Annotated in this window: 14 protein-coding genes; 12 read left to right on the forward strand and 2 right to left on the reverse strand. The window is 61.5% G+C overall.

The features are described 5' to 3' along the window. The 6 genes from F8N62_RS30890 to F8N62_RS30915 form a co-directional block, all read left to right on the forward strand. On the forward strand, window positions 1-769 hold a 769-nt coding region (locus tag F8N62_RS30890), incomplete at its 5' end, for an ATP-binding cassette domain-containing protein (protein ID WP_150714165.1). A gap of 12 nt (window positions 770-781) precedes the next feature. Then, entirely contained in the window at window positions 782-1,750 is a 969-nt protein-coding gene (gene araH, locus F8N62_RS30895; RefSeq protein WP_150713984.1) for an L-arabinose ABC transporter permease AraH, read from the forward strand. Window positions 1,751-1,944: 194 nt separating this feature from the next. Then, the gene (locus F8N62_RS30900) at window positions 1,945-2,658 is read left to right on the forward strand and encodes a GntR family transcriptional regulator (protein WP_150714166.1); all 714 of its coding nucleotides are present in this window, start codon (window positions 1,945-1,947) and stop codon (window positions 2,656-2,658) included. Continuing rightward, window positions 2,655-3,653, forward strand: a complete 999-nt coding sequence (locus F8N62_RS30905; RefSeq protein ID WP_150714167.1) for an ADP-ribosylglycohydrolase family protein — start codon at window positions 2,655-2,657, stop codon at window positions 3,651-3,653. The genes F8N62_RS30900 and F8N62_RS30905 overlap by 4 nt, the downstream gene beginning before the upstream one ends. 138 nt (window positions 3,654-3,791) lie before the next feature. Continuing rightward, the gene (locus F8N62_RS30910) at window positions 3,792-5,258 is read left to right on the forward strand and encodes a purine-cytosine permease family protein (protein ID WP_150714168.1); all 1,467 of its coding nucleotides are present in this window, start codon (window positions 3,792-3,794) and stop codon (window positions 5,256-5,258) included. Next, the gene (locus F8N62_RS30915) at window positions 5,251-6,180 is read left to right on the forward strand and encodes a PfkB family carbohydrate kinase (RefSeq protein ID WP_150714169.1); all 930 of its coding nucleotides are present in this window, start codon (window positions 5,251-5,253) and stop codon (window positions 6,178-6,180) included. The genes F8N62_RS30910 and F8N62_RS30915 overlap by 8 nt, the downstream gene beginning before the upstream one ends. Window positions 6,181-6,293: 113 nt before the next feature. Here F8N62_RS30915 and F8N62_RS30920 read toward each other — a convergent pair whose 3' ends face one another. Both F8N62_RS30920 and F8N62_RS30925 read right to left on the reverse strand, forming a co-directional pair. Then, window positions 6,294-6,548, reverse strand: coding sequence for a hypothetical protein (locus tag F8N62_RS30920; RefSeq protein WP_150714170.1), 255 nt, complete (start codon window positions 6,546-6,548; stop codon window positions 6,294-6,296). A gap of 40 nt (window positions 6,549-6,588) precedes the next feature. After that, window positions 6,589-6,924, reverse strand: coding sequence for a hypothetical protein (locus tag F8N62_RS30925; protein ID WP_150714171.1), 336 nt, complete (start codon window positions 6,922-6,924; stop codon window positions 6,589-6,591). A gap of 181 nt (window positions 6,925-7,105) precedes the next feature. Between F8N62_RS30925 and F8N62_RS30930 the strand changes: the two genes are divergently transcribed. The 6 genes from F8N62_RS30930 to F8N62_RS30955 form a co-directional block, all read left to right on the forward strand. After that, entirely contained in the window at window positions 7,106-7,588 is a 483-nt protein-coding gene (locus F8N62_RS30930) for a GNAT family N-acetyltransferase (RefSeq protein WP_150714176.1), read from the forward strand. Window positions 7,589-7,778: 190 nt separating this feature from the next. Beyond that, window positions 7,779-8,771, forward strand: coding sequence for a 2-dehydro-3-deoxygalactonokinase (locus tag F8N62_RS30935; RefSeq protein ID WP_150714172.1), 993 nt, complete (start codon window positions 7,779-7,781; stop codon window positions 8,769-8,771). 19 nt (window positions 8,772-8,790) lie between these two features. Beyond that, on the forward strand, window positions 8,791-9,411 hold the full coding sequence (locus F8N62_RS30940) for a 2-dehydro-3-deoxy-6-phosphogalactonate aldolase (RefSeq protein ID WP_150714173.1): 621 nt from the start codon (window positions 8,791-8,793) through the stop codon (window positions 9,409-9,411). Between the two features lie 46 nt (window positions 9,412-9,457). Beyond that, entirely contained in the window at window positions 9,458-10,606 is a 1,149-nt protein-coding gene (gene dgoD, locus F8N62_RS30945; protein ID WP_008152275.1) for a galactonate dehydratase, read from the forward strand. A 165-nt stretch (window positions 10,607-10,771) separates the two neighbouring features. Then, the gene (locus F8N62_RS30950) at window positions 10,772-12,088 is read left to right on the forward strand and encodes an MFS transporter (protein WP_150714174.1); all 1,317 of its coding nucleotides are present in this window, start codon (window positions 10,772-10,774) and stop codon (window positions 12,086-12,088) included. A gap of 54 nt (window positions 12,089-12,142) precedes the next feature. Then, window positions 12,143-12,367: helix-turn-helix domain-containing protein (locus tag F8N62_RS30955; RefSeq protein WP_150714175.1), on the forward strand; the 225-nt coding region annotated here is incomplete at its 3' end.

Raw genomic sequence — 12,367 nt, forward strand, 5'->3', positions numbered from 1 at the left:
CCGACCGCGCAAACGCGGTGCGGTGGCGTTGAGGGTCGCCGGTTTGCTCGGGCCGGGCTTGCGTGAGCCGGTGAGTTTCGACGCACACAAAGGCGAGATTCTGGGGCTGTTCGGCCTGGTCGGCGCGGGTCGCACCGAGCTGTTTCGCATGCTCAGCGGCCTGGAACGCAACACCGCCGGACGCCTTGAGTTGCGCGGCCATGAACTGAAACTGCGTTCACCTCGCGACGCGATTGCCGCCGGCATTTTGCTGTGCCCCGAGGACCGCAAGAAGGAGGGCATCATGCCGCTCTCCAGCGTGGCCGAAAACATCAACATCAGCGCGCGCGGCGCCCATTCGACCTTCGGTTGCCTGTTGCGCGGCCTGTGGGAAAAGGGCAACGCCGACCAGCAGATCAAGGCGCTGAAAGTGAAGACGCCGAACGCCGCGCAGAAAATCATGTACCTGTCCGGCGGCAATCAACAGAAGGCGATTCTCGGTCGCTGGCTGTCGATGCCGATGAAAGTCCTGCTGCTCGACGAGCCGACTCGCGGCATCGACATCGGCGCCAAGGCCGAGATCTACCAGATCATCCATAACCTCGCCGAAAGCGGCATTGCGGTGATCGTGGTCTCCAGCGACTTGATGGAAGTCATGGGTATTTCCGACCGCATTCTGGTGCTCTGCGAAGGCGCGATGCGCGGCGAACTGTCCCGTGACGAGGCCAACGAATCCAACCTGCTGCAACTGGCTTTGCCGCGCCACCGCGCTGACAGCGTGGCGAACTGAGAGGTGACTATGATGACAACCCAAAACAACGCTTTGCCGACCCAGCGCAAACCGCTCGACCTGCGGCGCTTCCTCGATGACTGGGTGATGCTGCTGGCAGCCGTCGGGATCTTTGTGCTGTGCACCCTGCTGATCGACAACTTCCTCTCGCCGCTGAACATGCGCGGCCTCGGCCTGGCGATTTCCACCACCGGGATTGCCGCGTGCACCATGTTGTATTGTCTGGCGTCCGGGCACTTCGACCTGTCGGTGGGCTCGGTGATTGCCTGTGCCGGCGTGGTCGCGGCGGTGGTGATGCGCGACACCGACAGCGTATTCCTCGGCGTCAGCGCGGCGCTGGTGATGGGGCTGATTGTCGGGCTGATCAACGGGATCGTGATTGCCAAGCTGCGGGTCAACGCGTTGATCACCACGCTGGCGACCATGCAGATCGTTCGTGGTCTGGCTTACATATTTGCCAATGGCAAAGCGGTGGGCGTGTCGCAGGAATCGTTCTTCGTCTTCGGTAACGGCCAACTGTTCGGCGTGCCGGTGCCGATTCTGATCACCATCGTCTGCTTCCTGTTTTTCGGTTGGCTGCTGAACTACACCACTTACGGGCGCAACACCATGGCCATCGGCGGTAATCAGGAAGCGGCGTTGCTGGCCGGGGTCAACGTTGACCGGACCAAGATCATCATCTTCGCCGTGCACGGCGTGATCGGGGCGTTGGCCGGGGTGATTCTGGCGTCGCGGATGACCTCGGGTCAGCCGATGATCGGACAGGGTTTCGAGCTGACGGTGATCTCGGCGTGTGTGCTGGGCGGGGTGTCGCTGAGCGGCGGGATCGGCATGATCCGGCATGTGATTGCCGGGGTGTTGATTCTGGCGATCATCGAGAATGCGATGAACCTGAAAAACATCGATACGTTTTACCAGTATGTGATTCGCGGTTCGATCTTGTTGCTGGCCGTGGTCATCGACCGCCTCAAGCAACGCTGACACGATTTTGTGGCGAGGGAGCTTGCTCCCGCCGGGCTGCGCAGCGGCCCCAAAATTTCTGTTGCTATCACGAATTTTGCGAGTGCTGCGCACTCGAGCGGGAGCAAGCTCCCTCGCCACAGGTATGCATCCTTCCGTCAACTCCCTGAAATATTTCTTGCCCGCCTGACCCCGTTTCGGTTATCAATTTGTACATGATTAGACAGGTACGATTCGACAAGAAACAACGGGTGGTCGATGAGCTCATCCGGCGCATAGAAAGCGGCCTCATGGAGGACGGTTTTTTGTTGCCGGGCGAGCATCAGTTGGCTCAGGAATTCAAAGTCAGCCGCGGCACGTTGCGTGAAGCCCTGGCCGAGCTGAAGCGGCGCCACTACATCGCGACGCAAAGCGGGGTCGGCTCCATCGTCACGTTCGACGGGGTGGTGCTCGATCAGCGCAGCGGCTGGGCGCAGGCCCTCGCCGACAGTGGTGCGCTGGTCAATACCGAAGTGTTGCGGCTGGAGGCGGTGACTCGTCCTGACCTGCTGCCGCGTTTCGGCACCGACCAGTTCATCACCCTCGACCGACGCCGCCGTTCCAACGACGGCACGCTGGTGTCCCTTGAACGCTCATTGATGCCCGCCACCGGAGGCCTGGAAAGCCTGCCGCGCGTGGGGCTGATCGACAATTCCCTGACCATCACCCTGGCCGCCTATGGCTACATCGGCGAGCGCGGCGATCAATGGATCGGCGCCGAGCCATTGAGCGCCGAAGACGCCGAGCTGCTCGGACGCCCGGTCGGCACGGTGTTTCTCAAAGCCTTGCGCACCACCTATGACCGGCAAAACCGCTTTATGGAGCAGGTCGAAAGCCTGCTCGATCCCGTGCATTTTCGTCTGCACCTCTCATTTGGATCCTCACAGTGACCGCGCTTGATTGTGCCCTGGGCGCGTTCTACGGACTGGCCCTGGGCGATGCGCTGGGCATGCCGACCCAATCCCTGAGCCGAGCCGAAATCAAGGCGCGCTTCGGCGCAATCACCGACTTGCAAGACGCCGGGCCCGATCAACCGATTGCGCCCAACATGCCTAAAGGCTCGATCACTGACGACACCGAACAGGCGATTCTGGTCGGTCAGTTGTTGATCGACGGCGAGGGCTGGATCGACCCGTCTGTTTTGGCTCGTCGGTTGATCGACTGGGAAGCGCAGATGCAGGCCAAGGGCTCGCAGGATTTGCTCGGCCCGTCGACCAAACGGGCGATCGAGATGATCCTCGCCGGCCATTCGCCGGAAGAAGCGGGGCGCTATGGCACCACCAATGGCGCGGCGATGCGCATCACCCCGATCGGGATTGCGGTGAACGTCGCCGATCCCCAGCGGTTCATCAAAGCCGTGGTGCAAGCCTGTCAGGTCACTCACAACACCACGCTGGGCATTTCCAGTGCGGCGGCGGTGGCGGCGGTGGTCTCGGCCGGCATCAATGGCATGGACCTGGGCGAGGCGCTGAACCTCGGCCAGCACCTGGCGCAGCAAGCAGAGAGCCACGGCCACTGGGTCGCCGGCGGACGCATCGCCTCGCGGATCAGTTGGGCGCGGAGCATCAGTGTCGACAGCGACAATGCACTGTTGGCTGACGTGCTGTACGACGTGATTGGTACATCGGTGGCGTCACAGGAGTCGGTGGTCGTTGCGTTTGCTTTGGCCCAGCAAGTGGCCATCGGCGAGATGAACGCCTTCGACGCGGTGTGCATGGCCGCCAGTCTGGGCGGTGACACTGACACCATTGCGGCGATTCTCGGCGCGATGCTGGGTGCCTGCCTGGGTCTCGAGAGTTGGCCGGTCGAGATGATCGACACGGTCAAAGCTGTTAATGAATTGGAGCTAGAGCCTTTGGTGAAAGGACTTCTTATCCTCCGCTGAGGTTTGCAATCCCCGTAGGAGCTGCCGAAGGCTGCGATCTTTTGATCCTGGCCTGACCACCCAATCAAAAGATCGCAGCCTTCGGCAGCTCCTACCGTCTTGCCGACAACCACAACAAAGGCAACAGGAGCATTTCACATGAGTTCTGCAAACGCCGGGCAAAGTGCCGGGCAACTGGAAACCCGAGGCATCGAGCCTGTTCCTGAAGCGGAGTGCAACGGTCATCCGCTGCAACTGTTCTGGGTCTGGTTCGCGGCCAACATTTCCATCCTCGGCCTGCCATTGGGCGCCACGCTGGTGGCGTTTCGCGGACTGGCGATCTGGCAGGCGATCATCGTCGCGATCCTCGGCGCCGCCGGTTCTTTCGCCGTGGTCGGGATCATCTCCATCGCCGGTCGTCGTGGCCGCGCGCCGAGCCTGACGCTGTCGCGGGCGATCTTCGGTGTACGCGGCAACATCGGCCCGACGCTGGTTTCGCTGATGTCGCGTCTGGGCTGGGAAACCGTCAACACCACCACCGCCGCGTTCGTGCTGCTGTCGCTGTGTTCGATCCTCTTTGGCTCACCGGTAGAAGCCAAAAGTGCACCCGTGTTGACCCTGATCTTCATCGCGATTTTCGTGCTGCTGACCTTGTCGGTGTCCGGTCTCGGCCACGCGACGCTGCTGGTGATTCAGAAATGGGCGACCTACGTGTTCGGCGCGCTGAACATTCTGGTCGGCGGTTTCCTCTGCGCCACCATCGACTGGAGCGCCGTGTTCAACGCCACGCCCGCACCACTGAGCGCGATGATCATCGGCGTCGGCACCATGGCCGCCGGCACCGGCATCGGCTGGGCTAATGCCGGTGCCGACATGTCGCGCTACCAGCACCGCAGCGTCAAAGCCGTGCGTCTGGTGGCCTCGGCCGCCTTCGGTGCGGGGATCCCGCTGGTGCTGCTGATTACCCTCGGCGGCCTGCTGTCGGTGGGCAACAACGACCTGGCGTCAGCCACTGACCCGATCATCGCGATCCGCGACATGCTGCCGACCTGGATGGCCGTGCCGTACCTGATCACCGCGTTCGGCGGCTTGCTGCTGTCGAACAACCTGTCGGTTTACTCGGCCGGGTTGACCACGTTGACGCTGGGCCTGAAGGTCAAGCGTGTCTACGCGGTGGTGGTCGACATCGTTGCGATCTTCGCTGGTTCGATCTACTTCATGCTGATCGCCGACAGTTTCTACGGTCCTTTCATTACCTTCATTTCGTTGCTGGCCGTGCCGATTACGGCGTGGGTCGGGATCTTTGTCGTGGACCTGATTCACCGTCATTACTACAGCCCGAAAGACTTGCTGGACGTCAGTCCGAACAGTGCCTATTGGTACCGCGGCGGCATCGAGTGGCGTGCGTTCGGCGCGTGGGCACTGGCGATAGTGCTCGGTTTCAGTTTCACCACCATCGGCACCACTGAGCAGAATGTCTGGTTCCGCGGTTTTCTTTCCGATTCCTGGCTGGGGCATAACGGCCTTGGCTGGATCGTGACCTTCCTGGTGGCGGGCGGGATTTATTTCATCCTCGGTGGCGCGAAGGATCGTCGCGCCGGATTGATCGAGAATGCTCATGCCTAAATTGCTGCACACCGGCCAGGTCATCATCGACCTGGTCATGGCCGTGGATAAACTGCCGCAGTCGGGCGGGGACGTGCTGGCGCAATCTGCCAGTTTCGAAGCCGGCGGCGGCTTCAATGTGATGGCCGCCGCTGCGCGCAATGGCTTGCCGGTGGTCTACCTCGGCCGCCATGGCACCGGCCGTTTCGGCGACCTGGCGCGTGAGGCCATGCAGGCTGAAGGCATTCGCATCGGCATCGCTGATCGCGCCGAACGCGACACCGGATTGTGCGTGGCACTCACCGAGGCGTCGTCCGAGCGCAGTTTCATTTCATACGTCGGCGCCGAAGGTGAAGTGACGGCCGAGGAGCTGGCGAGCGTGCCGGCGCAGGCGGGCGACTATGTCTACGTCAGCGGCTACAGCCTGTTGCAGGTGGGCAAGGCTCAGGCGCTGGTGGATTGGGTAGTGCAGCTGCCCGTCGGGATCAGCGTGGTGTTCGATCCGGGGCCGCTCGTGGCGTCTGCCGATGCGCCACTGATGCAGGCGCTGTTGCCGCGCATTGATGTGTGGACCAGCAATAGCGTCGAAGCGCTGCAATTCACCGGCGCGTCCGACATCGCCGAGGCGCTGGTTCGGTTGGCGGATCATCTGCCTTCGAAGGTGCTGACGGTGGTGCGTGATGGGCCGCAGGGATGCTGGATCAGCCAGCATGGCGAGCATCAGCATGTGCCAGGTTTCAAGGTCGAGGCGGTGGACAGCAATGGCGCCGGGGACGCGCATGCCGGGGTGTTTGTGGCCGGGTTGGCGCAGGGGTTGTCGGCAGGTGAGGCGGCGCGGCGGGCGAATGCGGCAGCGGCGCTGGCGGTGACACGGTGGGGGCCGGCGACGTCGCCTGGGGCTGCTGAGGTTGAAGCGTTTATCCGAAAAAATTGCGGTGCTTGATCTGACATCTTCGCGGGCAAGCCCGCTCCCACAGTGCTCGAGGCGTTCACACTTTTAAGTACACCCGACAAACCTGTGGGAGCGGGCTTGCCCGCGAAGGGGCCCTAAGCCGTTTAGATATCCAGCTTGCGCGCCGCTTCAACCCCCGCCGCACTCAGCTTGATCGGCAAATTCAACGCATGCTCACCGGCCTCGTTGCAGGTCACGTGCCCGTGCTGAATCAACCCGCGATCCTGCAACGCGGCGAGGGTGCTGGCCACGACTTTCTCCCCCCGGTAATTGTCCAGAACCTCCTTGCCCAACCCGCTCGGGTGGGCGTGCAGCAGACGGGTCAGGACTTCTTTCTCAAGGTTGTTATCGACGTTCATGGTTACCTCTTCATGGATGTGGATAGCTCGCGTCGGCGATTTATTGGCTGGCGCCGCCTTCCGAGCCCGAGCCACCGGTGGTGGTCTTCGAGTCGCTGCCGCTGCCAGCGTTATCAGGTGTCTGGGTGTCGGGCGTGTTCATGCCACCTTGACGGCCTGCGTCGTTGCCCTGGGTTCGCGGGTCAGTGCCCGTGGACGGAGGCAGGCTGCTGTCGACGCCTGTGCCGTTGGTGTTTATGCCGGGAGCGCTTTGGATGGCGGGGGATCTGGGTTTTTCGACCGGGTCGGTCGGGACGGTACCGGTAGCGGTGGCGGCGAAGGCGGCAGTGGACAGCAACGAAGCGAGAGCGAGGGCGGTCAACCTGGACATGATCATAGTGTCGTCTCCATTTTATGAGAGTCCTTACCTGATATTGGTCCGACGCCGATTTGGATTGGTGCCTGATGAACGACGAACGGTCTGCGCCTGTTCGCGAGGGCGGGGCAGGATAATCCGTGTGACGTGCGCCGCACGCCGACTTAGTATGGCGTTTTCCATTGTTGACGAAGGCCCGTCCATGACCATCGAAATCCGCCCGGCGACCCCCAGCGATGCGCCGCAAATCCTCGGGTTTATCACTGAACTGGCCGATTACGAACGTGCCCGCCACGAAGTCATCGCCAGCGTTGCCGACATCGAACGCAGCCTGTTCAGCGAAGGCGCCACCGCTCACGGCCTGATGTGCCTGCGGAACGGTTCGCCGATTGGCTTCGCGGTATTCTTCTTCAGCTATTCCACCTGGCTCGGCAGCAATTGCCTGTACCTCGAAGACCTTTACATCACCCCCGAACAGCGTGGTGGCGGCGCCGGTAAAACACTCTTGCGCCACTTGGCGAAAATCGCCTGCGCCAATGATTGCGGGCGCTTCGAATGGAGCGTGCTGGACTGGAACAAACCGGCGATTGAATTTTACAAATCGTTGGGTGCGCAGCCGCAGGAAGAGTGGGTGCGGTATCGGATGGATGGGGCGGTGTTGAGGGATTTTGCGGCGGGCAATTAAACGTTCAAAAGATCGCAGCCTTCGGCAGCTCCTACAGGGTGTTCGTCATCCAATGTAGGAGCTGCCGAAGGCTGCGATCTTTTTTTGCACTGTCCCACTATATGGGAGTGATATTTATATATTGAGATTTTCCCGCATCAGGGTTTATAGTCCAGCTCACTCACTGCCAATAAACAGAACAGGTGAAGCGATGCTGGCGCAATTGATCGCGCTCGATTGGGGGACGACCTCATTACGTGCTTACAAACTCGCTCTGGGTGGCCAGGTGCTCGAACAGCGTTCGCTGTCGTCGGGGATCATGCAGCTGCCACGGACGCCGAGAATCATCAACGGCCAGGAATGCGACGACGGCTTTGAACTGGCCTTTGACGAGGCCTGCGGTGACTGGCTCGATCAGCAGCCCGGTTTGCCGGTGATTGCCTGTGGCATGGTCGGCAGTGCGCAAGGCTGGTGTGAAGCGGCCTACCGTGACACCCCGGCAAACGTCGCCAATCTCGGAATTTCCCTACAAACAATTCGCAGTCTTCGCGGTGTCGATGTGCACATCGTGCCGGGCGTGATTCAGCGCTCGCACCTGCCGAACGTGATGCGCGGCGAAGAAACCCAGGTCCTCGGCGTGCTGCACAATCTGCCCGACGGGGCGGCCAATGATGTGCTGATCGGCCTGCCCGGCAGCCATTCGAAATGGGTGGAAGTGGCCGATGGCTGCATCGTGCATTTCGATACGTTCATGACCGGCGAAGTTTTCGCCGTGCTCAGCGACCACAGCATTCTCGGACGCACCCAACAGCGCGGTGCAGCGTTCGATGGCTCGGCGTTTGATCGTGGCGTGCACGTGGCGTTATCGACGGATGGCGAGATCGGTCCGTTGTCGACGTTGTTCAGCGCCCGCAGCCTCGGGCTGACCGGTGAGCTGAGCGCCTCTGCGCAGCCCGACTACTTGTCTGGCCTGTTGATCGGCCATGAGTTGGCGGCGCTGGCCACTGTTCAACGGCGTCGGCGCAACAGCGTTCATTTGCCGTCGATCATCCTTATTGGCAATGCCCAACTCTGTGAACGCTACCGCCGGGCTCTAGTTGCCTGCGGTTTTGCTCGCGTGACGCTGGCTGAACAAGCCACCGAACGCGGGTTGTGGCAGTTGGCGCTCGCCGCCGGACTCGTCATTCAACACCCATCCCGTTAAACCTGACTGGAGGTCTGACATGCTCAAGCAAGCCCTGGCGCAAAACGGTCTGATCGCGATCCTGCGTGGCCTGCGTCCGCAAGAAGCGGCGGCCATCGGCGAAGTCCTGTATGCCGCCGGATTTCGCGTCATCGAAGTGCCGCTCAATTCCCCTGAGCCGTACGAAAGCATCCGTATCCTGCGCAAGACCTTGCCCGCCGATTGCCTGATCGGCGCTGGCACGGTACTGACGCCGGAACAGGTCGAGCAGGTGAAAGCGGCGGGCGGGCAGGTGATCGTCATGCCCCACAGCGATCCCAAGGTATTGCGTGCGGCGAAAGCGGCGGGGTTGTTCCTGTCCCCCGGTGTTGCGACGCCGACCGAAGCCTTCGCCGCACTCGCCGAAGGCGCGGACGTGCTGAAGATGTTCCCGGCCGAGCAAATGGGCCCGGCGGTGGTTAAAGCCTGGCTCGCGGTGTTGCCTGCCGGGACCCTTCTGGTGCCGGTGGGCGGGATCACCCCGGACAACATGCAGGTGTTTATCGACGCCGGTGTCAAAGGCTTCGGCCTGGGTTCCGGGTTGTTCAAGCCGGGCATGACGCCTGAGGACGTAGCCGTCAACGCCAAGGCGTATGTCGCTGCATGGAACGCTCTGCGTTAAGACTTTTTGGCGCCGAGCGCGCTGCATCTATAAGAGAGACAAAAAGATGAAAATCACCAAACTGACCACCTTCATCGTCCCGCCGCGCTGGTGCTTCCTCAAAGTCGAAACCGACGAGGGCGTGACCGGCTGGGGCGAGCCCGTGGTCGAAGGCCGCGCCCACACCGTGGCCGCCGCCGTCGAAGAATTGTCCGACTACCTGATCGGCAAAGACCCACGCAACATCGAAGACATCTGGACCGTGCTTTACCGCGGCGGCTTCTACCGGGGCGGCGCGATCCACATGAGCGCGCTGGCCGGTATCGACCAGGCGTTGTGGGACATCAAGGGCAAGGCTCTCGGTGTGTCGGTCAGCGACTTGTTGGGCGGTCAGGTGCGCGACAAGATTCGTGTGTATTCGTGGATCGGCGGCGACCGGCCGGCCGACACCGCTCGCGCTGCGAAAGAGGCCGTCGAGCGGGGTTTCACTGCCGTGAAAATGAACGGCACCGAAGAGCTGCAATTCCTCGACTCCTTCGAGAAAGTCGACCTCGCGTTGGCCAACGTCGCTGCTGTGCGTGACGCGGTGGGCCCGAACGTCGGCATCGGCGTGGACTTTCATGGCCGGGTGCACAAGCCCATGGCCAAGGTGCTGATGAAGGAACTCGATCCGTACAAACTGATGTTCATCGAAGAGCCGGTGCTCAGTGAAAACTACGAAGCACTGAAGGAATTGGCACCGCTGACCAGCACGCCGATTGCCCTCGGCGAGCGATTGTTCTCGCGCTGGGACTTCAAGCGTGTACTCAGCGAAGGCTACGTCGACATCATCCAGCCGGATGCGTCGCACGCGGGTGGCATCACCGAAACCCGCAAGATCGCCAACATGGCCGAAGCCTATGACGTGGCGCTGGCGCTGCATTGCCCGCTGGGCCCGATTGCGCTGGCGGCATGCCTGCAACTGGACGCCGTCTGCTACAACGCGTTCATCCAGGAGCAGAGCCTGGGCATTCATTACAACGAGAGCAATGATCTGCTGGACTACGTGAAGGATCCGCGGGTGTTCGATTACGACAAAGGCTTCGTGAAGATCCCGAACGGCCCGGGCCTGGGGATCGAGATCAACGAGGAATACGTGATCGAACGCGCGGCGGTCGGGCATCGCTGGCGCAACCCGATCTGGCGCCATGCCGATGGCAGTTTTGCCGAGTGGTAATCACCTCCTGATACACCGCAATCCCCCCGTAGGAGCTGCCGCAGGCTGCGATCTTTTGACTTTATCTTTTAAAACAGGATCAAAAGATCGCAGCCTGCGGCAGCTCCTACAGGTTCAGTGCCAGTCTTCAATTCGACCTCAATAAACATAAAAAGAGGCAATCCCATGCAACCGCAAACCCTCACCGGGCAGGCGTCGTTGGTGGCGCCCAGCCGCAAGCGTTTTTTCATCATGGTGCTGCTGTTTATCACCGTAGTGATCAATTACCTCGACCGCAGCAACCTCTCCATAGCAGCTCCCGCGCTGACCAGCGAATTGGGGATCGATCCGATCCATGTCGGGCTGATCTTCTCCGCATTCGGCTGGACCTACGCCGCCATGCAGATCCCCGGCGGCTGGCTGGTCGATCGAGTGCCGCCGCGCATTCTCTACAGCGTCGCTCTGCTGCTGTGGTCAATTGCCACGGTGATGCTCGGTTTCGCCGCCAGCTTCATCGCACTGTTCGTTTTGCGCATGGCGGTGGGTGCGCTGGAAGCCCCGGCGTATCCGATCAACAGCCGCGTGGTGACCACCTGGTTTCCGGAGCGCGAGCGCGCCACGGCGATTGGCTTTTACACTTCCGGACAGTTTGTCGGCCTGGCGTTTCTGACGCCGGTTCTGGCCTGGTTGCAACATGAATTTGGCTGGCACATGGTGTTCGTCAGCACCGGTGCAGTGGGCATTCTCTGGGCGGTGATCTGGTACGCGGTGTACCGCGAACCCCGGGATTTCAAAGGCGCCAATGACGCCGAGATCGAGCTGATCCGTGAGGGCGGCGGGCTGGTGGATATCCAGGCCGAGCAGGCGAAGGTCAAGGCGAAATTCAGCTGGGCCGACCTTGGCATCGTGCTGACCAAACGCAAGTTGTGGGGCATCTACCTCGGGCAGTTCTGCCTCAATTCGACGCTGTGGTTTTTCCTGACGTGGTTCCCGACCTACCTGGTGAAATATCGCGGCATGGACTTCATCAAGTCCGGCCTGCTGGCGTCGTTGCCGTTTCTGGCGGCCTTTGTCGGCGTGCTGTGTTCCGGGTTTTTCTCCGACTTCCTGATCCGTCGCGGCTACACCGTGGGCTTCGCCCGTAAGCTGCCGATCATCGGCGGCCTGCTGATCTCCACCTCGATCATCGGTGCCAACTTCGTCGAGTCGACGCCACTGGTGATTGCGTTCCTGGCGTTGGCGTTCTTCGGCAACGGACTGGCGTCGATCACCTGGTCGCTGGTTTCAACCCTGGCGCCGGCACGACTGTTGGGATTGACGGGCGGGGTGTTCAACTTCATCGGCAACCTGTCGGCCATTACCACGCCGATTGTCATCGGTTTCCTCGCCACCGGTGATTCGTTCGCGCCGGCGATCACCTACATCTCGGTTCTGGCATTGATCGGTGCGCTTTCCTACATCCTCCTGGTCGGAAAAGTCGAGCGTATCAAGTTGTCGTCGTAGCCATCGGGCGACCATAATGCCGCCCGTTCACTCGCTCAACGGTAAAGGCTGGATATGCAGGAAGACACCCCAAAAATCGCCAAGGACGCCGCGCCGACCGGCACCCAGACCCTGCTTCGCGGTTTGGGTGTGGTTCAGGCCGTGGCCAGTGGCGCGCGCGACTTGAAGGAAATCGCCCGGCTGATCGGCACCACGCGCAGCACCACCCATCGGCTGGCCAGTTGTCTGGTGGACGAGCGTTATCTGCGGGTGGTGCCGCAAGTTGGTTATCTGTTGGGG

This window comes from Pseudomonas fluorescens (assembly GCF_902497785.1).
In the GTDB taxonomy this organism is placed as follows: Bacteria; Pseudomonadota; Gammaproteobacteria; order Pseudomonadales; family Pseudomonadaceae; genus Aquipseudomonas; species Aquipseudomonas fluorescens_BO.